The sequence below is a fragment of the Hyalangium sp. genome (genome assembly GCF_045802625.1).
Lineage (GTDB): Bacteria > Myxococcota > Myxococcia > Myxococcales > Myxococcaceae > Hyalangium.
Genome location: NZ_JBJMQP010000022.1, coordinates 62134 through 87767 on the forward strand (window position 1 = coordinate 62134; position 25634 = coordinate 87767).

At 69.4% G+C, this 25634-nt stretch carries 17 protein-coding genes; 6 read left to right on the forward strand and 11 right to left on the reverse strand.

Going from position 1 to position 25634, the window contains the following annotated elements; translation table 11 throughout:
- Positions 1 to 18: 18 nt before the first annotated feature.
- A complete protein-coding gene (locus ACJ8AT_RS04215) occupies positions 19 to 3081 on the reverse strand; it encodes an ATP-binding protein (protein WP_407736244.1) in 3063 nt (1020 codons plus the stop codon).
- Between the two features lie 238 nt (positions 3082 to 3319).
- On the opposite strand from ACJ8AT_RS04215, the gene ACJ8AT_RS04220 reads away from it, so the two are divergent.
- Positions 3320 to 4207, forward strand: a complete 888-nt coding sequence (locus tag ACJ8AT_RS04220; protein WP_407736245.1) for a hypothetical protein — start codon at positions 3320 to 3322, stop codon at positions 4205 to 4207.
- Between the two features lies 1 nt (position 4208).
- Here ACJ8AT_RS04220 and rnr read toward each other — a convergent pair whose 3' ends face one another.
- Together rnr and ACJ8AT_RS04230 are read right to left on the reverse strand one after the other, a co-directional pair.
- Positions 4209 to 7178, reverse strand: coding sequence for a ribonuclease R (rnr, locus tag ACJ8AT_RS04225; RefSeq protein ID WP_407736246.1), 2970 nt, complete (start codon positions 7176 to 7178; stop codon positions 4209 to 4211).
- 119 nt (positions 7179 to 7297) lie between these two features.
- Positions 7298 to 8737 carry a protease inhibitor I42 family protein gene (locus ACJ8AT_RS04230; protein ID WP_407736247.1) on the reverse strand — a complete coding sequence of 480 codons (1440 nt, stop codon included), beginning with the start codon at positions 8735 to 8737 and terminating at the stop codon, positions 7298 to 7300.
- A 162-nt stretch (positions 8738 to 8899) separates the two neighbouring features.
- On the opposite strand from ACJ8AT_RS04230, the gene glp reads away from it, so the two are divergent.
- From glp to ACJ8AT_RS04245, 3 genes are all read left to right on the forward strand, one after another.
- Positions 8900 to 10138 carry a gephyrin-like molybdotransferase Glp gene (glp, locus tag ACJ8AT_RS04235; protein ID WP_407736248.1) on the forward strand — a complete coding sequence of 413 codons (1239 nt, stop codon included), beginning with the start codon at positions 8900 to 8902 and terminating at the stop codon, positions 10136 to 10138.
- Positions 10139 to 10253: 115 nt separating this feature from the next.
- Positions 10254 to 10925 carry a GTP cyclohydrolase II gene (gene ribA / locus ACJ8AT_RS04240; RefSeq protein WP_407736249.1) on the forward strand — a complete coding sequence of 224 codons (672 nt, stop codon included), beginning with the start codon at positions 10254 to 10256 and terminating at the stop codon, positions 10923 to 10925.
- Between the two features lie 178 nt (positions 10926 to 11103).
- Positions 11104 to 11841, forward strand: a complete 738-nt coding sequence (locus ACJ8AT_RS04245; RefSeq protein WP_407736261.1) for an MBL fold metallo-hydrolase — start codon at positions 11104 to 11106, stop codon at positions 11839 to 11841.
- Between the two features lie 2 nt (positions 11842 to 11843).
- Here the strand turns inward: ACJ8AT_RS04245 and lipB are convergent, their stop codons facing one another.
- From lipB to lipA, 4 genes are all read right to left on the reverse strand, one after another.
- Positions 11844 to 12929, reverse strand: a complete 1086-nt coding sequence (gene lipB, locus ACJ8AT_RS04250; RefSeq protein WP_407736250.1) for a lipoyl(octanoyl) transferase LipB — start codon at positions 12927 to 12929, stop codon at positions 11844 to 11846.
- The gene (locus ACJ8AT_RS04255) at positions 12926 to 14653 is read right to left on the reverse strand and encodes a ClpX C4-type zinc finger protein (RefSeq protein ID WP_407736251.1); all 1728 of its coding nucleotides are present in this window, start codon (positions 14651 to 14653) and stop codon (positions 12926 to 12928) included. The genes lipB and ACJ8AT_RS04255 overlap by 4 nt, the downstream gene beginning before the upstream one ends.
- 44 nt (positions 14654 to 14697) lie before the next feature.
- Positions 14698 to 15984 carry a dihydrolipoamide acetyltransferase family protein gene (locus tag ACJ8AT_RS04260; protein ID WP_407736252.1) on the reverse strand — a complete coding sequence of 429 codons (1287 nt, stop codon included), beginning with the start codon at positions 15982 to 15984 and terminating at the stop codon, positions 14698 to 14700.
- A 68-nt stretch (positions 15985 to 16052) separates the two neighbouring features.
- The gene (gene lipA / locus ACJ8AT_RS04265; protein WP_407736253.1) at positions 16053 to 16982 is read right to left on the reverse strand and encodes a lipoyl synthase; all 930 of its coding nucleotides are present in this window, start codon (positions 16980 to 16982) and stop codon (positions 16053 to 16055) included.
- Positions 16983 to 17144: 162 nt separating this feature from the next.
- Between lipA and ACJ8AT_RS04270 the strand changes: the two genes are divergently transcribed.
- On the forward strand, positions 17145 to 17951 hold the full coding sequence (locus tag ACJ8AT_RS04270) for a DUF72 domain-containing protein (RefSeq protein ID WP_407736254.1): 807 nt from the start codon (positions 17145 to 17147) through the stop codon (positions 17949 to 17951).
- Here the strand turns inward: ACJ8AT_RS04270 and ACJ8AT_RS04275 are convergent.
- The 3 genes from ACJ8AT_RS04275 to lpdA all read right to left on the reverse strand — a co-directional run bounded on the left by ACJ8AT_RS04275 (position 17914) and on the right by lpdA (position 23325).
- Entirely contained in the window at positions 17914 to 20649 is a 2736-nt protein-coding gene (locus ACJ8AT_RS04275; protein WP_407736255.1) for an ATP-binding protein, read from the reverse strand. The genes ACJ8AT_RS04270 and ACJ8AT_RS04275 overlap by 38 nt on opposite strands.
- A gap of 16 nt (positions 20650 to 20665) precedes the next feature.
- On the reverse strand, positions 20666 to 21658 hold the full coding sequence (locus tag ACJ8AT_RS04280) for a sugar ABC transporter substrate-binding protein (RefSeq protein ID WP_407736256.1): 993 nt from the start codon (positions 21656 to 21658) through the stop codon (positions 20666 to 20668).
- A gap of 269 nt (positions 21659 to 21927) precedes the next feature.
- Positions 21928 to 23325 carry a dihydrolipoyl dehydrogenase gene (lpdA, locus tag ACJ8AT_RS04285; RefSeq protein WP_407736257.1) on the reverse strand — a complete coding sequence of 466 codons (1398 nt, stop codon included), beginning with the start codon at positions 23323 to 23325 and terminating at the stop codon, positions 21928 to 21930.
- A gap of 105 nt (positions 23326 to 23430) precedes the next feature.
- Here lpdA and ACJ8AT_RS04290 point away from each other — a divergent pair, with 105 nt between their 5' ends.
- Positions 23431 to 24546 (forward strand): hypothetical protein, encoded by a 1116-nt coding sequence (locus ACJ8AT_RS04290; protein WP_407736258.1) that lies wholly within the window; start codon positions 23431 to 23433, stop codon positions 24544 to 24546.
- Positions 24547 to 25427: 881 nt separating this feature from the next.
- On the opposite strand, the gene ACJ8AT_RS04295 is transcribed toward ACJ8AT_RS04290, so the two are convergent.
- The coding region (locus ACJ8AT_RS04295) for a hypothetical protein (protein ID WP_407736259.1) at positions 25428 to 25634 on the reverse strand (207 nt) is incomplete at its 5' end.

The following is a 25634-nucleotide window of genomic DNA, read 5'->3' on the forward strand; positions in this document are numbered from 1 at the left end:
TGCGCCCGAATCAGGGCGCTACTCCAGCGTGCGCAGCTCCGGCTCGAGGAGCCTCAGCCAGCCTCTCAGGTCGGACGAGGCTCCCTCCAGCGGGACATTCCGCGCCCGCTCCAGCCGCTGTCGAACCTCTCCCCTGCTCCGCTCCGCCTCCGCGCTCCCGGGCGCCGCGGCGCGTGCCTCGATGAGATCCACCGTCGCGTAGAGCAGCACCGCCAGCTCGCGCAGCACCGGATCGTTCTTGATCTCGGGCGCCCTGCTCAACGCCGAGAACCCCCTTCGCGCCTCCGGCACCTCCCCTCGCGAGGCCTGAACCGCGGCGAGGTGCAGCGCGAATCGCAGCGCATGCCAGCGAGACACCTGGGCCAGGATCGACGTCGCGCTCATCAGGTGGGACTCGGCCACCTCCAAGGCTCCAGAGACCAGGAAGGCCCGGCCCAGCTCGCCCCGGGCGCACCCTTCCACAATCCGCATGCCGAGCTGCCGCGCCAGCTCCACCACCGCCTCCAGGTGCTCGCACGCCTCGGCGGGGCGATCCACATCCAGCAGGCAGCAGCCCAGGTTCAACCGGGCAAACGCCTGTCCCGAGCGGCTCCCCGCTCCCAGTGCCTTGGCGAGCGCCTCCTCCAGGAAGCCCACCGCCTCCGCCGTGCGTCCGGCCTCGCCAATGGCCAGCGCCAGGTTGTTGAGGAAGAGCACCTCGAAGGTCAGATCCCCCACCGCCCGGAACAGCGCCAGCGCCTCATGCAGGTGGGGAATCGCCGCGCCAGCGCCACTGCGCACCTGCTCGGTGATGCCCAGGTTGCCCACGGTATAGGCGTCCAGCCAGCGGTCCTTTCCAGACGGCAGGCCGCACGCCTCCTGGATGAAGCGCCAGGACGCCTCCACGTTGCCTTCGTGGCGCGCCACGATCGACAAGTCGACCAGGATCCGCTTCTCCCGCACCGCCTCCCCCAGCGCCAGCAAGGACGCGCGCGCCCGCTCCAGATCCCTCCGGGCGACGGCGAGCTGCCCCGTCTCCAGGTATGCCCGGCCTCGCACCGCCAACGCCTCGGCCAGAAGCAGCGAGTCCGCGGAGAGCGTCCCCGCCTGCTCCAGCGCCCGATCCAAGCGGGGCAAGGTGATCCCCACCGGCCCCCGCGAGGCGATGTCCGGCTCGAGCGCCACCAGCGCCTCCAACGCCCGCTTCACGGACTCCTGCGTGGGGGGCCACGACGCCAGCGCGTGATCGCACACCGCGAGCAGGTTCTCCCGCTCCAGCATCAGCCGGCGGAGCGCCTCCACCCCACCCCCGCGCGCCGGGCCGCGCAGCTCCCGCGCCATGGCCAGGTAGTGCTCCGCGTGCCGGCCGATCAGCGCCTGACTGTCCCCCGTCTCCGCCAGCCGCGCGGAGGCGTACTCGCGGATGCTCTCGTACATGCCCAGCCGCAGCTCCCCGGGCATCCCCTCGGACGCTCCCGCCCGCAGCAGCGACTTGGAGCGCAGCGCCTGGACGATCCCGAGCACGTCCAGCTCCCCCGACTCAGGCGAGAGCACCGCCTCGGCGGCCTCCAGGGTGAAGCCCCCGCGGAACACCGAGCACTGCGCCAGCACCGTCTGCTCCGTGATGTCGAGCAGGTTCCACGACCAGTCGATCGCGCCCCGGAGCGTGGCCTGCCGCGCCACCGCGTCCCGCTGCCCGCTGCGCAACAGCTCGAAGCGCTTGGACAGCCGATCCCGGATCTGCCTCACCCCCAGCAGCGACGTGCGCGCCGCCGCCAGCTCGATGGCCAGGGCAATCCCGTCCAGCCGCCGGACAATGTCCGCCACCAGCGGCGCCTCGGCCTCCGTCAGCTCGAAGCTGCCCCGGGCCTCCCGGGCCCTCCGGACGAACAGCCGCACCGCCTCCGCGCGGGAGATCGCCTCCAGGGAGTGAGCCTCCTCGTGCGGCAGCCCGAGCGGAGCCAGATCCAGGATCCGCTCCCCCGCCAGGCGCAGCGACTCTTGCGAGGTGACGAGGAAGCTTGCCTGTGGCGCCAGCACCAGCCACCGCCGGAGCGTGGCCGGCACGTGCTGGAGCAGGTGCTCCAGGTTGTCCAGGATGACCAGGGCGTTCCCGCGGCCGCTCAGCGCGCGCCCGAGCTGCCCCACCAGCTCCTCCCCCGCGCCGCTGTTCAGGTGCACCCCGAGCGCCTGCCCCACGACGTGGCAGATGTCCTCGAGCGTCGTCGCCTCGGTCAGATCGCACCACCACACGCCGCCCTCCCAGGCGCGCGTGGCCAGCTCGAGGCTGCCGAAGTGGGTGACCAGCCGGGTCTTCCCCATGCCCCCCGGCCCCATGATGGTGATGAGCCGGGCGCCTTCCGAGAGCCACAGCCGCAGCGTCTCCAGCTCCTCCTCCCGGCCGATGATGTCCCCCGGCTCCTCCGGGAGGTTGCCGCGCCGCTCCTCGCGCACGCGCAGGGACTCGAAGTGACGATCCGCCAGAGAGAGCGGAAGGAGCTCCAGCAGCGGGATGGGCTCGGAGATGCCCTTGAGGCGGAAGTTCCCGAGCACGCGCACCGAGGGCCGGCCCAGGCGCTCCAGCATGCCCGCCACCTGGGCCCACGCCGCGCCGCTCAGCAGCACCTGTCCGCCGTGGCCCGCATCCGCCACCCGGGCCGCGACGTTCACCATGCGCCCCACGTAGTCGATCTGGCCGGTGCGAGCATCCATGCGCCGCTCGGGCTCGCCCACGTGCACGCCCATGCGCACGCGCAGGCCGCGGTACAGCAGCCCCCGCGGGCCTCGCTCCTCGGCGGCCTCGGGACAGTCCAGCAGTTCCTGCGGCCAGGGGGCGTCCAGCAGCACCTCCTGCACGTCCAGGCACCAGCGCACGGCGTCCGCCACCGCGGGGAAGGCGACCATGAAGGAGTCGCCCTGGGTCTTCACCTCATACCCCGAGGTGGACATCAGCAGGGCGCGCAGGATCCGATCATGGATGTCCAGCGCGGCCCGCATGCCGGCGCTACAACGCTCCCAGAGCAAGGTGGAGCCCTGGATGTCGGTGAAGACAAGGGCCACCGTGCCGGACGGGGCTTCCATGGGCCTGGCGAGAGCGTTCATGACCGGCTTCAGCCCCACGGGACCCGGCCCCCAAGATGAGGTGCCGCAAGGTTCTCAACAAGAGAGCCATCCTGGGCACAGAGACATCCCCTCGTATCCAAAACTCGACGGAGGATTCGCACGCTGTTGAGCACCTCACGCCGCTCGCGTCTGGAAACGAAAACCGCCCTGCCCTCGAAACCGACATCCCTCCATGACCGTGTCGCGGTTGCCAACTTGTCCCACTGAAAGGGACGCCATGACAGACGCGATGCTGAGGACGGGGAGCCGCACCGCAGGGCACTGCCGGGTGCGCGGGTGGAGCGGGCTGATGCTCGCCGCGGTGTGGGCGGTGGTGACGGCTTCAGGCTGCAGCATCACGAAGGATGACTCCGAGTCGGCCGCCCTGGGCCTCCAGAGCGAGGATCTCGGATCCGAGAATGGGCTGAGCGCCAACGGGCTGAGCGCCAACGGCCTCTCCGCCAACGGGCTGTCGGCCAATGGGCTGAGCGCCAACGGCCTCTCCGCGCAGAGCTTCGCCACCTGGTTCGCCGCGAATCCCGCCCTGGCCGACATGGTGATGCGCTACGTGGTCCGGTGCGCCGTCCCCGCGGAACAGACACGCTCCTATGCGGATCCCCAGACCGGTGTGAGCTACACTTGGAGCGGTGGGCTGGGGCTGGCTCCAGATTGGGCCGGTGGCGCTCCCGCCAACACGGTCGAGCAGCAGGTCATCACCGCCTGCCTCCTGGCCCACGTGAACCGGTACGGGCTCACCATCCCCATCTCGGTGCTGGGGCGGGACGCGGGCGGAGCGGTCATCCCCTACACCTCTCAGGAGCTCGGGAAGTTCAACGTCCGGGAGGCCTGCTTCTTCGGCAACCTCTTCACCAACGAGGGCCTCTTCTTCGGAGTCGATCGAACCATCAAGAGCCACAAGACGTACCTCACACGCGCCTGTGCGGGGCTCAGCTCGATGGAGCAGTGCTCGCCGCTCACCTTCGTCGGCGCCTGCACGGATCAATGCTCGCCGGAGCCCTCGATGCCCGCCTACAGCCAATGCACACGCAACGGCGTGAGCTACCGGGCCATCACCACCCGGATGCAGCAGTCGGACTACACGCAGCTCTACCCGGAAGAGAACTGACTCAGCGCCCGCGGCGGCCGGGCTTGAACTTGCCCCGGGACTTCGAGGGCTTGCTACCGCCTCGCGCGTCCTTCCGCTTGCCCGCGGTCGCCGCCCGGCTCGCCTTCTTGCCACCGGGCGTTGCCTTGTGCGCGGGCCGCTTCTCCCGAGCCTCGTGAGACGGCCGCTCCTGCGCGGGGCCGGGAGCCTCGGCGTAGCGGCGCTCCTCACCCTTGTGTCCGCTCCGGGCCGCGAGCGCACGCAGGCGATCGAACCCGGGAGGCGGTGTCGGGGGAGGCGCATCCGCCATGAAGGCCGCCAGTGGGTCCCCTTCCGCTAGCGGAGGTGCCTCGGGGCGCCAGGAGGATCGCGGCGCTTCGGTCTCACGCTCGGCCTGCTCCACCGGACGCACGACGAAGCGCCTGCGCTGTGTACCGCCCACCTGCGCGGGAGCCTGCTCGGGCCGATGGGATTCCTCGGACGGCCCGGCGCCTCGCTCGCCCTTCCAGCGCTTGCGATCGGCCTTGCTCGGCGCCGCCTCCTCCCACTGCCCTGCCCGGACGAAGCGCCCGCGCTTCCCCTCGAACTTCGGCGGCTCTTCTCGTGGCTCCTCTCGCCGCCCCCGGCGGGCCCCCGGCTCCTGGCTCACGACGCCGAGCCGAGGCGCCTCCTCGTCCGGCCGCCACTGCCCCAACCGGCGTCCCGGCGCCGTGGAGCGCTCGCGCCTGGGCCCCTCCTCGGAGCGAGGCGAGGGCTGCCACCCCGGCCGCCCCGGGCGCTGGGCCTGCTCGCGGCGCGTCACGGTCCTGCCCTCGATCTCCAGGGGCTCGAAGTCCATCTGCCGCCGCTCCGGGCTCACCGACGCCAACCGCACGCGGCACTTCTGCCCCACTCGGATGCGCCGCCCGTCCGGGAACACCAGCGCGTGCAGCATCTTGTCCAGCTTGCCGCCAAAGCCGAGCGACTCGAGCTTCACCAGCCCTTCCACGTGCTCGGTGTCCAGCTCCACGAAGCAGCCGAACTCGGCCAGGCCGGAGACGGTGGCGTCGAACTCCTCGCCCACCCGGTCCTTCATCAGCAGCGTGGCGTAGAAGGAGACCACCTCGCGCTCCACCTGCATGGCGGCGCGCTCGCGCTCGGAGCTCTGCTCGGCCATGTCCTCCAGCCGGGCCTCCTCGCGCTCCAGCACCGCCTGCGAGCGCTTCTTGCCCCGCCGCACCCAGTGCGCCTTGAGCAGCCGGTGCACCAGCAGATCCGGGTACCGGCGGATGGGCGATGTGAAGTGCAGGTAGTGCTCTGCCGCCAGGCCGTAGTGTCCCACCCGCGAGGCCGAGTACACCGCCTGCATCATCGAGCGCAGCAGCAGCTGGTTCAGCGCGCGCTGCTCGGGGTGGCCCTCCAGCTGGCTGATGAAGGCGTCCAGATCCTTGGAGCTGACCCCATCCTCGAAGCGCATCTTGAAGCCGTACGCCTGCGCCAGCGTGGCGAAGGCGGCCAGCTTCTGCTCGTCCGGCTCGCCGTGGAAGCGGTAGACGGTGGGCAGGCCCTCGTCCTGGAAGAACTTCGCCACCGCCTCGTTGGCGGCCAGCATGCACTCTTCGATCAGCCGGTGGCTCTCCCTGCGCTCGCGCTTCTCCATGCGCGCCGGGAGGCCGTCCTCGCCCATCACCACCTTGTGCTCGGGCAGATCGAAGTCGATCGCGCCGCGCTCCTTGCGCATGGCTCGAAGCGCGCGGGACACCGCCAACAGCCGCTCGAACAGCGGGCGCAGCGCGTTGCGGTGGGGCACGTCCTTGCCGTCCAGGACGTCCTGCACCTCGTTGTATGTGCAGCGGGCCACGCTGCGCATGACGCCCGGGTACAGCTCATACGAGCGCAGGTGGGCGCGGGCGTCGAACACCATGTCCGCCACCATGCACAGCCGATCCTCCTCGGGCCGCAGCGAGCAGATGCCGTTGCTCAGCCGCTCCGGGAGCATGGGCAGCACGCGGTCCGGCAGGTACACCGAGGTGGCGCGGTTCAACGCCTCCACATCCAGCGGCTGGCCCTCGCGCACGTAGTGCGTCACGTCCGCGATGGCCACCACCAGCCGCCAGCCATGGCCGTGCGGCTCGGCGTACACCGCGTCGTCGAAGTCGCGCGCGTCCTCGCCGTCGATGGTGATCAGCGGCATGGTGCGCAGATCCCGCCGCTCCTCGCCCCGGGCCTCCTCCTCGGAGACGGTGGTGATGAAGCGATCCGCCTCATCCATCACCTCGGGCGGGAACTCGTCGTTGAAGCCCTGGCCGTAGGCGATCGAGAGCACCTCCGCGCTCGGATCTCCAGGCCGGCCGAGCGAACCCGCCACCTCGCCGAAGAGCCCCTCCCTCTCTTCCAGCATCCCCGCGCCCACGCCCAGGCGCACCTTCACCAGATCCCCGTTGCGCGCCATCTGGGTGCGCGGGACGCGGATGGGCCCCTGCAGGCTGTTGTCGTTCGGCACCACCTGCGCGTGCCGCCCACCCAGCTCCGAGTAGACGCCCACCACCAGCTCGCGCCGGCGCTTCACCACGTCCACCAGGCGGCCTTCCCGCCGCCCAGCCCGCCCAGCCACCTCCACGAGCACCCGATCGTTGTCGAGCGCTCGCGAGGCCTCCGCGGGCGGCAGGAAGATGTCGTCGCCCTCTCCCGAGAGCGGACGGACGAAGCCGTAGCCGTCGCGGTGGACGCTGAGGATTCCCTCCACCTGGGCCACTTCGGGCTGAGTGGGAACGGGGCCTCTGCGCCCCTTGCGGCGGCCCGGCTCGGTGGCGGGCCCGGCTCGCCCTCCCTCCAGCCGGAAGCGCTTGCCCTCCTTGAGGATGTGCCCCTGGCGGACCATCTCGCGCAGCGTGCGCTTGAGGGTGGTCTGCTGGCCGGGGTGCATGCCCGCCAGCCGCAGGAGCTCCTTCACGCCCAGCGGGTGGTCGGCATCCGAGAGGAACTGCTTGAGCTGTTCAGGAGATGGGTTCACAAGAGATCGAGTGCGCGGGCCTGCCCGCTACAGGAACGGGTAGGCCTTGGCGCACAGGACGGGAACCCCCCAGGCAGCCGGGCTCGGCTCCTGGCTTGCTCCGGGTCCTGGCCAGCCTCTCAAGGCTTGACCGTGACGTTGATCTTGAACGAGCGCTCGACGACGCCCGGAGTGAAGGCCTTGGCCAGGAAGAACTCCAGCTCCGCGGCGCCGGGGTTGCGCGGGGTGAAGAAGAACTCCCGCGTGCCGGCGTTGCCCTCACCCGGCTCGTAGCGCGCCTCGCGCAGGCCCACGCGCTTGGCCGCCGTGGGCTCGATGGCCCAGGTGAAGCCGGGCTGCTCCTGCAGCCGCACGGTGAGGCCATGGTTGAGCTTCACGTCCACCGAGGCGGGCACCTCGCCCTCCACGTTGACGATCTCCATGTCGTCGCGGGACACGCGCGCCTCGGGCGGGCGGGGCTCGAAGTTCTCCACGGTGATCTTGCCGCCCCACCCGGAGGACTTCTCCACCACGCCCGTGAGGAACAGCAGCTGCCCCACGTACTTGCGCATGCCCTTGGTGCCCTTGCCATCCAGGATGAAGGACACCTGCTGCCGCGTGCCGGCGTTGGAGACCACCAGGACGAAGTCCTCGCCCGTCATCTCCAGGTTGCCGCGCAGCGAGGCGAAGCCCTTGATGCCCGAGCCCATGCCGGCGCTCGTCACCATGGACACCTCGCCCGGGGACAGGTAGCGCAGCTTGGCCTCGATCTCCACCGGAGCGGCCACGGGCACCTCGGCCTCCGGCTTCTTCGCCGAGTACTTGCGCACATCCACCGTGCCGCCGTAGTTCGTCGTCTTGCGGATCAACCCGCTGACGGAGACCTTGTGGTCCACGTAGGCCGGGAGCACCTCCTGATCCGGCCCCTGGAGCAGGAACGTCAGCTCGCGCTTGTCGCGGCCCACCACCACCAGGTGCGGCATGCCGTCGGTCACCACCAGGCGGCCCTTGAGGCTGCCCTCGCCAAACACGCCCCGGCCCTCGCCGGCGGACAGCAGCTGCTCCATCTCGCGCTTGGTGAGCGCATCACCAACCGGCGGAAGCTTCGTGGCGCGGGGCCGGGCCTTCTCCTGGGCCGGAGCCGGCGCGGCGGCCTTCTCGCCCTTGCCCTTGGCGGCGCCCGCGGGAGCCTTGGCCTCACCCTTCTCGGCCTTCTCGCCCTTCTCTCCCTTGGCGGCCTTGGCGACCTTCTCTGCCTTGGCCTCGCCCTTCTCGCCCTTCTCGCCCTTCTCACCCTTGGCGGCCTTCTCCACCTTGGGAGCCGCCTCGGCCTTGGCCTCGCCCTTCGCGGAGCTCTTGCTCTTGGGTTCGGCGCTCTTGGCCGAGCCCTTGGAAGCGCTCTTCGACGCGGATGCTTTGCCCTTGGTCACTTCTGCCACCTTCTCCTTGACGACCTTGGCCACCTTCGTCGCCGCCTTCGCCACCCGCTCGCTCGCGTTCTTGAGAAGCTCCAGCCGCGCTGCCTTGTCCTTCTTGGCAGCGGGGGTCGCCTTCTTGGCCCCAGACTTGGGCTTGGCCATCGACGCTGTCTCCTTTAGGATACCCGTGTCATTTCAACGGGTTGGCGGATCTCCCACTGGCAGGGAGCGTGTCACGCGATCCACGTGGCTTGTAACGATGATCAGCGGGACTGTCAAACAAACTCTTGAATTTCCTAGAGACTTCGATCTCAGTGCCACCCCATGAGCACTGGATCCGATCTGCTGCCGGTGGAGGACGCGCGAGCCCGAGCGCTCGCGCTGGCCTCCCCTCTTCCCGTGGAGTGGGTGCGCCTGGACGAGGCCCTGGGGCGCGCGCTGGGCGCGGACGTGCTCGCGCAGCGCACGCTGCCGCCGTGGGACAACTCGGCCATGGATGGCTATGCGGTGCGCAGCGCGGATCTCACCGGCCCGCTGCCTGTCCGCCTCGCCGTGGGAGAGACGATCCACGCCGGGGAGACGCCCAAGCTCGAGCTGCGCCCCGGCATCTGCGCCCGGATCATGACGGGGGCGCCGCTGCCCGCCGGAGCGGACGCGGTGGTGATGCAGGAGCGCACGCGGCCCCTCCAGCTCGCCGAGGGTCCGGCGGTGGAGATCCTCGAGGCGGTGTCCCCGGGCAACTTCGTCCGGCCCCGCGGGGAGGACGCCCGGGCCGGAGAGCCGCTGCTCGGGCGAGGCACGCCGCTGGGCATCCCCGAGCTGGGGCTGATCACCGCCCAGGGAATGCTCACGGTGCCGGTGCCGCGCCGTCCCCGGGTGGCCATCCTCTCCACCGGGGACGAGCTGTGCCGGGCGGACGAGGCCCCCGAGGGCCGCATCGTCGACACCAACGCCCCCGCGCTGGCCCTGGCGGTGGCGCGCGCCGGAGGCCTCCCCACGCTGCTGGGCATCGCCCGGGACACCCAGGCGGAGGTATCCTCGCGGCTGGCGGACGCGCAGGGCTTCGACGTGGTGCTCACCAGCGCGGGCGTCTCCGTGGGCGAGCGGGACTTCGTGAAGGCGGCCCTCCAGGAGCAAGGCGTGGAGATGAACTTCTGGCGCGTGGCCATCAAGCCCGGCAAGCCGCTGGCGGTGGGCCGTCGCGGCGCCACGCTCTACTTCGGGCTGCCCGGCAACCCCACCTCCTCCCTGGTCACCTTCGAGCTGTTCGTGCGCCCGGTGCTGCGGCGACTGCTCGGCCACTCGCCCTCCGCTGTCGAGCCTGCTCGGGTGCCTGGGCGCCTGGAGGGCGAGCTGCGCAAGCCCCCCGGGCTGGCGCACTACATCCGTGTAGCGGCCACCTGGCGGGACGGCGAGCTCTGGGCTCGCCCGCTCGCCACCCAGACCTCGGGAGCGCTGCGCTCGGCGGCCTCCGCCACCCACCTGCTCCACTTCCCCCGGGAGGCCAGCAGCCTGGCTCATGGAGGGTATGTCGTACTCTTGCCTGTCTCTTGGGCGGCTTGAGTAACGTTGGGGGTTCTTCTGCATCCAACCTGTTGGATCCTTAGGGACCTCGCTTGACTTGAACCCCAACGAACCCCGAAAAAGGGAGAGTTCCCCTTTGGGAGATCGCTTCACCATGTCCGACACGCGTCCACCTCCGGTGCTTCCCTCGCGCAAGCCGACCCAAAATCTGGAGCGGTACTCCGAGGCGGACATTCCCACCGAGCGGGGCGTGCTGCGCACGGTCGTCTTCAAGGACCGCCGCAACGGCCGCGAGCACGTGGCCCTGGTGGTGGGACAGGTGGGGGGCAAGGAAGGGGTCCCCGTCCGAGTCCACTCCGAGTGCCTCACGTCCGAGGTCTTCGGCAGCCTCAAGTGCGACTGCCGCGAGCAGCTGGACCGGGCCCTGGACTTCATCTCCCAGTCCGGATGTGGTGTGGTGCTGTACCTGCGGCAGGAGGGCCGCGGCATTGGCCTGGGCAACAAGATCAAGGCCTATGCCCTGCAAGCCAAGGGGTACGACACCTACGAGGCGAATCGGCAGTTGGGTTTCGCGGATGATCTTCGCAGCTATGATATTGCTGCGGAGATGCTGCGGTCCCTGGACGTCCGGTCCGTGGACCTGATTACGAACAACCCATTGAAGATCGCGGGGCTGGTGGAGGAAGGCATCCCCGTGCGGCGTCGAATCCCTTCCCGGACCGAGCACAATCCGCATAACGTCGGATACCTGAAGACCAAGCGCGAGCGCACGGGGCACCTGATTGAGCTCTTCGCCGAGGAAGACACCGAAGCAAAAGCCGGCTGACAAGCCGCTGCGGAAGCGCGCCCAGGAGGCTGCGCGCCGGGTGCAGGCCGCCGCCAAGCGGTCCAACGGCGCGGCGGGCAAGACGCACTTCCACGTGCGCTTCTGGGGCGTGCGGGGCTCGATCCCTTCGCCGGGGCCGCAGACGCGGCGCTACGGGGGCAACACCCCGTGCGTGGAGATGCGCGTGGGAGACGCGCTGCTGATCTTCGATCTGGGCACGGGCGCGCGCCCGCTGGGCGAGGAGCTGGTGGCCCAGGGCCAGCCGGTGAGCGCCTCGGTGTTCCTGTCGCACTACCACTACGATCACCTGCAGGGCCTGCCGTTCTTCACCCCCATCTTCATGCCGCAGAACGCGTTCACCTTCTACGGGGCCACGCGCAACGGGCAGTCGGTGAAGCAGATCCTCTCCGGGCAGATGACGCAGCCCTACTTCCCGGTGACGGCGGACGGCGTGTTCCGCGCGCGGCTGGACTACCACGATCTGCAGGCGGGCGAGGCGCTGCAGGTGGGCCCGGCCAAGGTGAGCACGGTGGAGCTCAACCACCCGGGCGGCAACCTGGGCTACCGCGTGGAGTGCGAGGGCCGCTCGGTGGTGTACGCCACGGACATCGAGCACGGCGGCGGAGACGAGTCGCGCTTCTTCGAGTTCGCCAAGGGCGCGGACCTGCTGATCTACGACTCCATGTACACGGAGGACGAGTACTGCGGGCGCCAGGGCCCGCCGCGCACGGGCTGGGGCCACTCCACGTGGCAGGCCGCGGTGCACGCGGCCAACGAGTCCCAGGCCAAGACCTTGGTGCTCTTCCACCATGATCCGTCCCGGGACGACGCGGCGATGAACCGGCTGGTGAAGCAGGTGCACAAGCACCGCCCCGAGGCCATCGCCGCGCAAGAGGACATGGTCCTCAAGCTCTAGGATCAGCCCTCGCGCAGGGCCACCGCGCGCTTCACGCCCTCGCGCAGCCCGCGGTACTCCAGGCGCTCCAGCGCGTCGCGCGGCTCCAGCCACTCGTAGGCGTCGTGCTCGGGGCTCAGGCGCACCTCCTGCCCCTCGGGGCACCAGGCGGCGAAGGCCGTCTCCTCCACCACCATGGGCGGGAGGATCTCTCCCAGCGCGAAGGAGTGCCGGTAGCCCAGGGCGCGCACGGGGAGCTGGAGCCCGGTCTCCTCCGCCAGCTCTCGGGCGGCGGTCTGCTCGGGAGCCTCGCCCGGCTCGACGCGGCCGGTGAGGGTCTGCCAGAAGCCTCCGCGCTCGGGGATGCGGCGCACCAGCAGCACGCGGGCCTCGGGCCCCCGGCCTTTGAGCAGGGCGATGCTCACCGTGCGCACCGAGGCGCTGGCATCGCGGCGCTCGCCCTCGAACACGGCGCAGAAGTGGCGGGCGAGTGCCTCCTCCACATCCGGCACGGACACGACGTGGCCCAGCTCGCGCTGCATGGAGGTGACGCCCGCCTCGCGGATGCCGCACGGGACGATGAGGTTGAAGTGCGGCAGGTGCGTGTTGACGTTGAGCGCGAAGCCGTGCGTGGTGAGCCAGCGGGAGATGTGGATGCCGATGGCGGCCACCTTCCGCGCGTCCGGCGAGCCCTCCTGGCCCAGCCACACGCCGGGCCACTTGGGGATGGTGCCGGCCTGGAGCCCGTACTCGGCGAGCGTCTGGATGATGCAGCGCTCCACATCACGCACGTAGCGGCGCACGTCCTGGCGGGCCTTGGGCAGCAGGAAGATGGGGTAGCCCACCACCTGACCGGGGCCGTGGTAGGTGACATCGCCTCCGCGGTTGGTCTCGAAGAGCTCGACGCCCTCGGAGGCCAGCGCCTCGTCATGGGCGAGGACGTTCTCCCGCTTCGCGCCACGGCCGAGCGTGAGGACGGGCGGGTGCTCCAGCAGCAGCAGAGAGTCACCGATCAGCTCCTGCCGCCGCGCCTCCGCGAAGCGCTGCATGAGCGTGAGGCCGTCTTCGTACTCCACGCGGCCGAGCCTGTAGACCGTGAGCGTGTTCACACCGTTCCCTTCCGCCGGCCGCGCCGGGCTGGCCTCTTCGCCGAACCCTTCGTCGCCGCACCCTTCCCTCCCGCCTTCTTCACATGTGGCTTCTTCTCTTCCCCCGCCAGGCTCCAGGCACCCGCGAGCACCCGGGTGAGCAGGGCATTCAGCTCATGTCCCGCGCGAGGCGAGCGCGCGGCCTCCGACGCGAAGGCGGCGAGCACCTCGCCGGACAAGGAGAGCTCCGAGCCGCGCAGGGCCAGCCGCCGCCGGGCGATCTCCATGAACTCGGCCTCGGTGGGCACCTGGAGCGGAATGGCCACCTGGACCTGCTCGAGCAACTCCAGCGGCATCGCATCGAGCATGGCCTGTGACAGGGCGCTGGTGGTGAACACCGGCAGGCTCCCCGAGGCGCCGTGCAGCACCAGGCCCGGATCCTCCAAGGTGCCCCGAGCGCTCATCAGCACCGTGCGCTCCGGGTAGCGAGCCAGGATGGCGCCGAGCCGCGACCAGTCCTCGGTCAAGAGCCGATCCACGTCCTCCACGAGCACCACCGCGCCCCCGCCGCCCTGCTCCAGCATGTCGAGCGTCACCAGCGTTCCACGATCCTCGCGAGCCAGCTCCCGGAACCAGACCGTCTTCCCGGTGCCCTCGGCGCCGATCACCATCAGCCTGCGGGCGCCCGCCTGAAGGGCCCGATCCAGCAGCGCGCGAGCGGACTCCTGACCGATGAGGCCCATCGCCTCGCCCTGCTCGGCCTTCCTCCGCGAGGCACGAGGACGCGCGGGGGCGGTGTCCTCCAGGGAGAGCAGCCCCCGGGACTCGATCACGCACGCGGCACAGATGAAGGAGCCGGTGGGGCCAGCGACCAGCTCGCCCACCTCCTGGCTCGGGCGGCAGCAGAACGAGCACCAGGCATCGATCGCCGGATCGGCCCGGGTCGGCCCTCGATCGAACAGGGACGGCTCCTGCGCGCGCGGCTTCTCGTCCATGGCCTCTCCCTCGGGTGATGGTGTGCTGGGTGCCGCGGAACGAGGCGCGTAGGAGTCGACCTCCACATCCGCCACGATCGCCGTCATGTCGCCCTCGACGAGGGGGCGCACCTCCAGCGCCACGTCCGCGGGACGCGGCTTCACGGGAGGCACGGCTCGAGCCGGCTCCTCCACCGGCAGCTCCGCCTCCGCGACGGGCCGCATGGGAAGCTCGGCCTGCGAGCCTTCCTCTTCGACCGGCCACTCGCGTGGAGGCTTCTCCTCTTCCTGGGCCTGTTGAAGCGCCCACTCCAGCGCCCGGCGGCTCGCGGCCTGGAGATCCACCGGCTTGCTGCCTCCCTCGGGAGACTCGGTGACGGCCCAGCGCCTCATCGCGTCCTGGGACTCCGCCTCCGGGCCAGGGAGCTCCTCCTGCCGCAGGGCTTCCTCAATGAGCCGCTGGCGCTCGGCCAGCTCGTCAGGATCCGGCTTCAGCTCCCGCCCGCCCGCGCTCGCCTCGAACACCTCGGCATGGGAGGCCCGAACATCCGAGCTGCCCGAGAGCCCCTCCAGCCGGCGGAGCTCCTCGGAGACTTCTTCCAGGCTCGGGTCCAGGCTCTGGGCATGGCGGAGCACCTGGAGCGCACGAACCGCGTTCCCCGCGCGCCGGTAGAGCTCCGCCGCCTTGCGCAGCTCGGCGATGGCGCCCGCCTTGTCTCCCCTCAGCTCGGCCGCCTGGGCGGCGCGAATATGGTCACGAGGATTGGCCATGGGAGCAGCGTAACCTAGCCTCGGGGCCGCCGCTCCGCACCGCCCTACGCCATCGCCAGGAACAGCATGTCCGGGTGCTCGAGGTACTTGATGACCTCGTACACGAAGTCAGCGGCCACCGAGCCGTCGATGACGCGGTGATCGCACGACAGCGAGAGGTTCATCATCTCGCGCACGACGATCTGGTCATCCTTGACCACGGGGCGCTTGCGCAGGCGGTGGACGCCGAGGATGCCCACCTCGGGGTGGTTGATGATGGGCGTGGCGAACAGGCCCCCGCTCTGGCCCAGCGACGTGATGGTGAACGTGCCGCCGGTCAGCTCCTCCATCTTCAGCTTGCGCTCCCGAGCCGCGGCGCCGAGCCGGGCGATCTCCTGCGCCAGATCGCGCAGCGTGAGCCGGTCCGCGTTGCGCACCACCGCCACGGTGAGCCCATCCGGCGTCTGCGCGGCGATGCCGATGTTGTACTCGCCGCGGACGACCAGCTCCTGGGCCGCCTCGTCGAAGTTGGAGTTGAGGTGGGGGAACTTCTTCAGCGCGGCGATCACCGCCTTCACGATGAACGGGAGGTAGGTGAGCTTCGTCTCGTCGCCCACGACCTGGAGCTGCTTGTTGAGCCGCTTGCGCAGCGCCACCAGGTCAGTGCCATCCACCTCCTCGACGAAGGCGAAGTGCGGCATGGTGAACTTCGAGCGCACCATCTTCTCGGCGATCTTCTTGCGCAGGCCTCGCAGGGGGACGCGCTCGTCCGCGCGGCCAGCGGTCAGCGGCGCCGGAGCGGGCATCGAAGGCCGAGCCTGAGCCTGCCCGGGAGCCTGAGCCTGGGAGACGACATTGGCCGAGGACTGGCCCGCCAGGGCCGCCACGACATCCGCCTTCGTCACCCGGCCCTGAGGACCGGAGCCGGCGATCTCCGCGAGGTTCAGCCCGTGCTCGCGCGCCATGCGGCGGGTGAGCGGCGTGGCCAGCACCTTGGCCGCGGGCCCGGCGCCATTGCCACTCTGGGCGGCCACGGGCTCGGGCTTCGGCGTGGAAGGAGCGACGAGGCCGTTGCCTACTTCATGCCCTCCGGCTGGAGCGGTAGCGGCGCCTTCCACCTCGAGGGTGACGAGGAGCTGGTGGACCTTGGCCATCTCGCCCTCCTTGCCGTGCGTCTTGAGGACGCGGCCGGCCTTGGGGCTGGGCACGGTGACGGTGGCCTTGTCGGTCATCACCTCGGCGAGGGTGTCATCCTCCTTGACGGCGTCGCCTTCCTTCACGTGCCACTTGACGAGCTCGCCCTCCATCACGCCTTCGCCGAGATCGGGGAGCTTGAATTCGAAGAGAGCCATGGGGTTCGAGGTCCGTCTTTCGTGAGGTGACCGCGGGGCTCGCGGTGCAAGGGGCGGAAGGAGAAGGGCTAGCCGTTGCGCTCCAGGCGCTCGCGCTCCATGAGGCCCTTCATGAAGAACTCGGCGGCGCGGTAGCTGGAGCGCACCAGCGGGCCGCTGGCGACGTAGAGGAAGCCGTAGGACTCGGCCAGCTTCTTGTAGGACTCGAACTGCGCCGGAGTGACGAAGCGCTCCACGCGCAGGTGGTACTGCGAGGGCTGCAGGTACTGGCCCAGGGTGAGCACATCCACGCCCACCTCGCGCAGATCCTTGAAGGTCTGCTCCAGCTCGGCGTCCGTCTCGCCCAGGCCCACCATGACGGAGCTCTTGGTGTAGAGGCCCTCGGGGCGCTTCTTGAGGCAGTCCAGCACGCGCAGGGACTGGCGGTAGCCGGCGCGGCGATCGCGCACGGTGGGCGTGAGGCGCTCCACGGTTTCCACGTTGTGGGCGACCACGTGCGGGCGGGCCTCGGCGACGGTGCCCAGATCCTGCTCCACGCCCTTGAAGTCGGGGATCAGCACCTCGACGATCGTCTTCGGAGACTCGCGGCGCAGCTCGCGGATGGCCGAGGCGAAGTGGCTGGCCCCGCCGTCCGGCCGGTCGTCACGGTTGACGGAGGTGACGACGATGTACTCGAGGTCCATCTCCTTGACGGCCTGGGCCAGGTGGATGGGCTCCATGGGATCCAACGGCGGAGGCGCACCGACCTTCACGTGGCAGAAGCGGCAGGCGCGGGTGCAGACCTCGCCCATGAGCATGACGGTGGCGGTGCCGCCGCCCCAGCACTCGGCGATGTTGGGGCAGCGAGCCTCCTCGCACACGGTGGAGAGCTTGGTACGCCGGACGATGGACTTGACCCGCTCGTACCCCTCTCCGTGAGGCAGCCGCACCTTCAACCACTCGGGTTTACGAGTGCTCTCGGAGACCTGGGGAAGGGGGAACCGATCAGGAGTCGCCATGGGTCGCGGGCCTTGTAGGGTTGGGTCAAAAGAGGGTCAAGCAGGAAGCCTCTAACGCGGGGCGTCAGCTGCGACAAAGGCTTCTGGAACGTCCCGTTTTGCTTAACGGCCGAGGCCCCAGGCGGCACTGCGGCGCCCGCTCGGAGTGTCCAGGTTATCCGCATGGGCCGCATCCACCTGGGCACCAGCGGGTACGTGTACAAGCACTGGAGGGGCATCTTCTATCCCCCCAAGCTGCCGTGCAGCCGCTGGCTCCCCTACTACGCTCGCGTCTTCTCCACCGTGGAGCTGAACGCCACCTTCTACCGGCTGCCCACGCCCGAGGCCGTGGACTCCTGGCGTGCGCAGGTGCCGGAGGGCTTCACGTTCGCCTGCAAGGGCAGCCGCTTCCTCACGCACATGAAGCGGCTGACGGACGTGGGGCTGGGGCTGGAGCGCTTCTTCACGCTCATCCACCGGCTGGGGCCCAAGCTCGGGCCGGTGCTCTGGCAGCTCCCGCCGCACATGAAGCATCCGGATCCGGAGCGCCTGGACAACTTCCTCTGCCACCTGCCCCACGACGTGCAGCACGCCTTCGAGTTCCGCGACGCCGCCTGGTACCACCCCGAGGTGCTGGAGGTGCTCGATCAATGGGGCGCCGCCGTGTGCGAGCACGATCTCTGCCCCGAGCCGCCCTCCTTCGTCACCGGCGGCTGGCGCTACCTGCGCTTCCACGGCACCACGTCGAAGTACTCGGGGCTCTATGGCCGCAAGGCCCTGCACACCGTGGCCTCGGATCTCGATGGCTGGCGCCGCGCGGGCTACACCGCCTGGGTCTACTTCAACAACGATCTCCAGGGGCACGCGCTGCTGGATGCGTTCGAGCTCGCGGATCTGCTCGGAGAGCCCGTGCACCTGCCCCCGGAGGCTCCAGGGCCGGAGGACTCGCCCCTCACGGCAGCGCCGGGCGCTGCTCCAGCAGGCCCTTGAGCGTGGCCATCACCCGTATCAGCTCCTCCTCCACCGTGGGGACCTTGGCCGTGATGGCGGGCAGATCCTGCGCGTGCAGCGCATCCTCCAGCTCTCGCACGTGCTCCCGGAGCGACTCGGCGCCGACGGTGGCCGCCAGGCCCTTCAGCGTGTGGGCCGCGCGCACCGTGCACTCCGGATCTCCGCCCTCCCAGGCCACCCGGAACTGCGCCAGGCAGGCCGGCGCATCCCCCAGGAACATCTCCGCCACCTGCAGGTACAGCTCGGCATTCCCATCCAGGTTGAGCAGCGCGCTCTGCATGTTCACGTGCTGGGGCTCAAGCTGCTCCGCCTCCTCCTGGGGCAGGAAGTCGTCCGTCAGGTCCTCCCGCGGCACGGTCCCCTTCTCGGAGCGATGCGGCAGACTCCCGCTCAGCGTCTGATAGAGGGCGTTGACGTCGATCGGCTTGCTCAGGTGCGCGTTCATGCCCGCCTTCAGGCTGCGCTGGCGATCCCATTCCCGCGCATTGGCCGTCATGGCGATGATCGGCAGCTGGGCGAACCGGGGGATGGCGCGGATGCGCCGCGTGGCCTCGTAGCCATCCATGACGGGCATCTGGCAGTCCATGAGGACGGCTTCGTACGGGCCGCGCTCCAGGCGCTCCAGGGCCTCGGCTCCATTCTGGGCGATGTCCACCTCCACCCCCACCCGCCGCAGGAACTGCACCGCCACTTCCTGGTTCAGACGGTTGTCCTCCACCAACAGGACCTTGGCGCCCTGCAGGTGCTTCAGGGCGGGCAGCACGCCGGGCTCGGAGGAGGCCTCCACCTCCTGGGCCTCGCTCTTCGCCAGCGCCACCTGGAACCAGAAGCAGCTCCCCTTGCCTTGCTCGCTCTCCACGCCAATCTCCCCCCTCATCAGCTCGACGAGGCGCTTGCAGATGGCTAGCCCCAGGCCCGTGCCGCCATACTGGCGCGTCACCGAGCTGTCAGCCTGGGAGAACGACTGGAAGAGGCGCGGCAGGTGCTCTCGCGCGATGCCGATACCGGTGTCCCGCACCGAGAACCGGCAGCTCACCTGCCCGTCCTTCTCGGACCGCTTCTCCACCCGGACGACGACCTCTCCCTTGGCGGTGAACTTGAGCGCGTTGGCGAGCAGGTTCTGGAGGACCTGGCGCAGCCGCAGCGGATCGCCGGCCAGCCCCTCCGAGAGCGTGGGGTCCACCTCGAAGCGCAGCTCGATGCCCTTGTCCCGCGCCGTGCTGGAGAACACATCTCCCAGCCCGGAGATCAGCTCCGGCAGGGACAGCGGCACCTTCTCCAGCTCGAGCTTGCCCGCTTCGATCTTGGAGAAGTCGAGGATGTCGTTGATGATCCCCAGCAGCGACTTGGCCGAGCGGCTCGCCTTGATGATGTAGTCGCGGCTCTCGTCCAGCGAGCCGGCATCCAGCGCCAGCTGCGTCATGCCGAGGATGGCGTTCATCGGCGTGCGGATCTCGTGGCTGGTGTTGGCCAGGAACTCGCCCTTGGAGCGGTTGGCCTGCTCGGCCAGCTCCTTGGCCAGCCGCAGCTCCGCCTCCGAGAGGCGCCGCGAGTGCAGGTTCTCCAGGAAGGCGTTGAACCAGCCCACCATCTTGCCGATCTCGTCCTGGGTCTCCGGCGGCGGCAGGGCGCTGACCTCATCCAGGCGATCCTGCTGGATGTTGCGGAAGCCCTCCGAGATGGCCCGGATGGGCGCCACCACCTGGCGCGAGTAGAACACCGCCACCGCGCCAATCGCGCCAAAGCACAGCAGCAGCAGCGCCACGCCCGCGCTGCCCATGCGCGCCATGGGCGCCGTCAGGCTGCCCTGCGGCAGGACGCTGACCACGTGCCAGCCCAGGTGCTCCAGGTGGAGGTGGTTGAGCAGCACATCCTGTCCGGCCAGCCGCACCGCCATCGTGCCCTGCTCGCCCTCCAGCAGCACCTTGAACTCGGGCATCACCGGCTGGCCGATCAGGGCCTTGTCGGGGTGGAAGAGCAGGCGCCCATGGCTGTCGATGATCATCAAGTAGGCGTCGGGGCCCAGATCCAGGCTCTTGAAGTGCTCGTACAGGTAGTCGACCGAGTAGTTGATGACGATGATGCCCACCACCTGGAGGTCCGGGATGTTGGGGTCCACGCGCCGCACCAGCCTCGTGGCGACGAGCACCTTCGGGTAGGCGGACGCCGCGTTGAGGTTGTCCTCCACGCCGTGCCAGACGATGGACTGCGGCGACTCCAGGGTCGCGCGGTAGAGCTGCTTGCGCAGCTCCACATTGACCCGGGAGGTGTCCAGCACGTCCCCCACGTGGAAGTGCTTTCCCCGAGGCGTGAACAGATCAATGGACACCAGCCCCTTGAGGCTGCTGTAGCCGCTGAGGATGGAGCCGACCCTGGCCTGGGTCTCGAGCGCGGAGTAGGCCCCTTTCTTCTCGGGGGACGCATCCGCGGCGGCCAGCGAGTTGCCGATCTCCTCGACGTTGGCGATGTTGGTGGCCAGGCTCTCCACCTGCTCGGCCTGGAGCATCAGGTAGTCGCGCTGGCTGGCCAGCAACCGCGCGTTGTAGTCGTTGGCGACGCTGACGAGCGCCTGGCGCGACATCTCATAGGAGGTGACGCCGAAGACGAGCAACGGCACCACGCTCACGGCCAGCAGGTAGCCGATCAACTTGACGGTGATGGAAGATCGGAGCGCCACGGGCCACGTTCCCGGACTACTGGACCAGCTCTGCCACGATGAGGTGCGTGTCGATGAGCACCTGCTCCGGCACCGACTCGCCGTCGAGCTGCCGGCGCGCCAGCCGGACCCCCTGGTAGCCCTGCTCGGCGGCCTGCTGATCCACGGTGACCGCCAGCTGCCCGGACTTCACCGCCTCGCGCGCCTCCTCGAGCGCGTCATAGGACGCCACCTTCACCGCCTGCCGCCCCGACTCCTGGAGGAACTTGAGCGCCCCCAGCGCCATCATGTCGTTGGCGCAGAACAGCAGCGAGATGTCCGGGTGGGCGGAGAAGAGCTGGCGCGTCACCGCGTAGCCCTCGTCGATCTTCCAGTTGGCCGTCTCCGTGGCGACCAGGGTGATGTGGGGGTTCTCCTTGAAGGCGCGCTCGGCGCCCGCCCTGCGCAGGCGCGAGTTGTCGGCGCTGCGGATGCCTTCGATGATGGCCGCCTGGGCGGGCTTCTGCACGGAGCGGGCGATGAACTGGGCCGACTCGTAGGCGGCCTTCTCATTGTCGACGCTGACGAAGGGGATATGGGCCAGCCCCTGCTTCTTCATGGCCTCGGGATCCAACCGGTTGTCGATGTTGACGATGGGGATGCCGGCCTCCTGCGCGCGCTTCAGCACGGGCACCAGGCGCAGGGAATCTCCGGGAGCAATCACGATGGCATCCACCTTCATCTGGATCAGCTCCTCGACAATCTGGATCTGCTGCTCGATCGAGGTCTCCTGCGAGGCCGTCTTGACGAGCAGCGTCACCCCCAGCTCCTTCTCGGCGCGCTTGGCGCCCCTCTCCATGTCGACGAAGAAGGGGTTGGTCAGCGTCTTCATCACCAGCGCGATCGTCTTGTGCGCGGGAGCCGGGCGGGGCTGCTCACCCGCGGCCTGCACCGGCGCGGCGACCCCTGCGACGGAGGGCTTGTGGGATTCACCGCACGCCCCAAAGGTCACGCACATGGCGAGGAGCGGCGCGAATCGCATCACGTGCATGGGGGGCTCTCCCAACAAGGGCCGGAGCAACGGGCATCCGGCCTTCCCCATCCTACACGGAATTTCTCGATATCCGGGAGCCCCCCTCTTTGCGATGACCCACCCCTACCTCCAATGTCACCCCTGGGCTGGACGGAGGGCAAACACAAGAGCCTGGAAGCAGAGGGGTTTCCCAGGGCTTCCAGGCTCGGAGAAGGGCGGTGAGGTGATCCAAGGATCCGGGTCCCAGGCGCCCCGCTCCCCGCGGGCGCGCCCGGTTGACTTTGGGCTCAGATGTGGATCGGGTGACCCAGGGTGGCCTCGGCGCCCTCCTTGACGATCTCGGAGAGCGTCGGGTGGGCGTGCATGGTGTGGGCCAGCTCCTCGGTGGTGATCTCCAGACGCAGCGCGACGCAGGCCTCGGCGAGCAGCTCCGTGGCGTGCGGGCCCACCAGGTGGACGCCCAGCACCTCGTCGTACTTCTTGTCGGAGACGACCTTGATCATGCCCACGCCCTCATTCGAGATGGAGGCCTTGGTGACGGCGCTGAAGGGGAAGAGGGCGGTCTTCACGTCGTAGCCGCGCTCCTTGGCCTTCTTCTCGGTGAGGCCCACCGAGGCCACCTCGGGGTAGCAGTACGTGGCGGAGGGCACCAAGTCATAGTTGATGGGCTGGGGGTTCTTCCCGGCGATGTGCTCCACCGCGAGGATGCACTCGGCGCTGGCCACGTGCGCCAGCATGGCCGTGGGGATCACGTCGCCAATGGCGTACACGTTGGGCTCGGAGGTGCGCATCATCGAGTCCACCTTGACGAAGCCGCGGTCGAGCTGGACGGCGGTCTGCTTGAGGCCGATGTCCTCGGTGACGGGGGCGCGGCCCACGGCGGACAGGAGCAGCTCCGCCTCGAGCGTCTTGGTCTCGCTGCCCACCGTCATGGTCACCTTCACGCCGGAGGCGGTGTGCTCCACCTTCTCCACCTTGGCGCCGGTGTGCAGATCGATCTTGCGCTTCTTGAAGTGCTTCTCGAGCTCCTTCGAGGCGTCGATGTCCTCGATGGGCAGCAGGTTGGGCATGTACTCGACGATGGAGACCTGGCTGCCCACGTGGTTGAAGACGGAGGCGAACTCGCAGCCCACCGCGCCGGCGCCGATGACGATCAGGCTCTTGGGGATGCGCTCCAGCAGGAGGATGGAGTCACTGTTGAGCACCCGCTTGTGGTCCACCACGACGCTGGGAAGGGACTTGGGCACCGAGCCGGTGGCGATGATGATGTTCTTCGTGTCGAGCGTCTGCTTGGCGCCATCGTCGGCGGTGACCTCGACCTTGCCCTTGCCGGCGATGCGACCATGGCCCTTGAGGACCGTGATCTTGTTCTTCTTCATGAGGAAGTCGATGCCGTTGGCCCCCTTGGTGACCACCTTGTCCTTGTGCTTCTGGGCGTTGGCCCAGTTGATGGTGGGGTTGCTCAGATCGATCCCGAAGTCCGAGGCCTCCTGGATGTGGTGGTACAGGGCGGCGGTCCAGAGCAGGGACTTGGTGGGGATGCAGCCGCGGTGGAGGCAGGTGCCGCCCAAGCGCTTGTCCTTCTCGATGATGGCCGTCTTCAGGCCGAGCTGGGCGGCCCGGATGGCGCCCACGTAGCCGCCAGGGCCAGAACCGATGATCACCACGTCGAACGTCTCAGCCACACACGCCTCCATTGAGTAGAACTCGCGGGGGCTGATAACCCCCGCTCACGGTGGGAATCAAGGAGTTTGCATTTGCGCCGCTTTCCGCTCCGAACCCTTCTTCTGATGGTCGTGGCGTTGATCGTCTTCGTGCACCTGTACGTGACTACCCATCGTCCGGGCTCCAAGGAGGCGGGGAAGCCCTCTGGGGCCCGGCCGGGAATGACGGTGGAGGTGGCTCCGCCCTCGGGGACGCAGAAGGCCCCCTCCCCGGCGTCGCCCGCCTGCAATGGGCTCGAGCGGACGCTGGATGGCGTGGTGCGCAACCCGGCGGATGCCTCCGCGCTGGCCGAGGCCCAGCGGCAGTTGGAGGCCTGTCCGGCGCCCCCGGTGCGAGCCTGCGAGCTGGGCGCCGCTCTGGATGCCCGGGCTCCCCTGGCGGAGGGGGACACTCCCGCGAGAGGGCTGCTGACGACGCTGTGCCAGCGCTGCCCCGCCGAGGCGAACGCGTGCGCCGGGAGCGTAACCCGGATGCTGGAGGAGAGCGCGGCGGGCCATGCGCGCGACCCGAGGGAGGCGCTGTGGAACCTGGAGCACGCGGGGCCCGGCACGGCGGTGGCGTGCGGGGCACTGGTACGCATGGCGCTGATCCCGGCGGCGACGACGGGCGGGACCTTCAATGCGCCGCTCCGGCCATTACTGGCGGCGCTCGCGCCAACGTGTGCCAAGGCGGGACAGTTGCCCGCGGCGGTGCTGAGCGCCGCGGTGGTGCAGCAGGGAGCGCAGGCCGGCGAGCTGGCCGGACTGGCGACGGCTCCGGCAGCCATGTCCTCGTCCGTGACGCCCCAGCAGATCACGGGGGCTGAGGCCGGAAGCCACGCGTTCGATGGGAATGAGAAGTCAGGGGTGGACCTGGGCAACGGGCAGACGCCTCGGTGGGAGGCGGATGGAGCGTTGCGAGGACAGTTCGAGCCGCCGCTGAAGCAACTGACTTCCCTGCGCGTGCGAGCCAAGGGCGCGGGGACGCTGCGCGCGATCGTCCGATTGCCGCCGGGGCTGGGGCTGGAGGATCGGGAGCGCGGCACGTTCTTCGTGAACCCCACGGTGTGTCAGTTCAAGGGCACGGGCCAGTGGGAGACGTGCGCGCTCAAGGTGCCGCTGCTGGACGTGGAGGCGATCAGCGTGTTCCCGGCGCAGCCGAAGATCTCGGTGTACGAGGTGGAGGCGCGGGGTACGCTTTGAGGCAGGTCCCACGACAGGGGCTTCCTCGCGATTGCCTCAGGGAGTGCCCGCGGTGAATTGGCGCGTCGTGCTGACGTTCCTCGCGTGCCTCCTGTTTTCAGTGCCGCTCATCCTGTTGGTGGCAATGATGCTGCGGCCCACATGGCCTGAACCCAACCCGGGCGGCAAACGCATCAGCCCCATGCTCACTGAGGAAGAGCGGATGCGGCTGAGCACTTATCACCGCGACTGCGGCTCGGGGCAGGCCTGCGAACCTCCGCTGCGTTGTGTGACTGACGTGCGCATTCGTGCGCAGTATTGCACCGACAGTCAATGCTCCACGGATTCGCAGTGCCCAGCGGATCAACGCTGCCTGAACATCGCCACGCGCGGTGACGAGCCGCTGGTGAGGTTCTGCGTCCCCGTGGGCAGGCGCCAAGAAGGCGAACACTGCTTCGCACTCCCCGGCGATAAGGACGAAGCCTGCGCCGCCGGGTTGCAGTGCGGTGGCCGGGAGGGGTGGTGCGCCCGGCCCTGCCAGCCGAACGCCGCAGCGGCGTGTCCCGAGGGCCTCTTCTGCGCCAACACGGCGCCTGTGCCGCTGTGCCTCCCCACCTGCGAGGCGCGAGGGTGCCCCACGGGCCAGCAATGCATCCGCTTCGCTGAAGGTGTTTCTGTCTGCGCGGAAGCCTACGGGCCACAATGCCAGCAGTCTCCCTGCCCCAGGGGTGGCGAATGCACTGTGGGGCAGGATGTGCAGCGTCCAGGCAAGATATGGATGGAATGCACCGAGCGGTGCGGCGATGGCCACCCACCGTGCGGAGCTGGGCTGATCTGTGATGCCTGGCTGTGCAGAGTGCGTGCTCCGGACCATGTCGATCACCTGTTCCGGGCCATGCCGATCACCGATTCCGGAGCAAGCCGATCACCTGTTCCGGACCATGCCGATCACCGATTCCGACCATGTCGATCACCTGCCTGGCGGGGTGAAACAGGGCGGAACAGGGCTGTAGCAGGCTGCGGGTGAAGGTAGAGCCGGAGCGTTGACGACGCTGGACAGAGAGCCGAGCACGCCGCCTCCCGAACACGGAGGTGGCTGTGGCGGCAGA

Excerpts from the sequence above, each read along its gene's own strand:
- lipA (WP_407736253.1), bottom strand. The coding sequence starts at position 16,982 with ATGGCGACTCCTGATCGGTTCCCCCTTCCCCAGGTCTCCGAGAGCACT.
- ACJ8AT_RS04230 (WP_407736247.1), bottom strand. The coding sequence starts at position 8,737 with ATGGCCAAGCCCAAGTCTGGGGCCAAGAAGGCGACCCCCGCTGCCAAG.
- ACJ8AT_RS04245 (WP_407736261.1), top strand. The coding sequence starts at position 11,104 with ATGCGCGTGGGAGACGCGCTGCTGATCTTCGATCTGGGCACGGGCGCG.
- ACJ8AT_RS04255 (WP_407736251.1), bottom strand. The coding sequence starts at position 14,653 with ATGGCCAATCCTCGTGACCATATTCGCGCCGCCCAGGCGGCCGAGCTG.
- ACJ8AT_RS04280 (WP_407736256.1), bottom strand. The coding sequence starts at position 21,658 with ATGCACGTGATGCGATTCGCGCCGCTCCTCGCCATGTGCGTGACCTTT.
- ACJ8AT_RS04260 (WP_407736252.1), bottom strand. The coding sequence starts at position 15,984 with ATGGCTCTCTTCGAATTCAAGCTCCCCGATCTCGGCGAAGGCGTGATG.
- ribA (WP_407736249.1), top strand. The coding sequence starts at position 10,254 with ATGTCCGACACGCGTCCACCTCCGGTGCTTCCCTCGCGCAAGCCGACC.
- ACJ8AT_RS04220 (WP_407736245.1), top strand. The coding sequence starts at position 3,320 with ATGACAGACGCGATGCTGAGGACGGGGAGCCGCACCGCAGGGCACTGC.
- ACJ8AT_RS04290 (WP_407736258.1), top strand. The coding sequence starts at position 23,431 with ATGGTCGTGGCGTTGATCGTCTTCGTGCACCTGTACGTGACTACCCAT.
- glp (WP_407736248.1), top strand. The coding sequence starts at position 8,900 with ATGAGCACTGGATCCGATCTGCTGCCGGTGGAGGACGCGCGAGCCCGA.
- ACJ8AT_RS04270 (WP_407736254.1), top strand. The coding sequence starts at position 17,145 with ATGGGCCGCATCCACCTGGGCACCAGCGGGTACGTGTACAAGCACTGG.
- ACJ8AT_RS04215 (WP_407736244.1), bottom strand. The coding sequence starts at position 3,081 with ATGAACGCTCTCGCCAGGCCCATGGAAGCCCCGTCCGGCACGGTGGCC.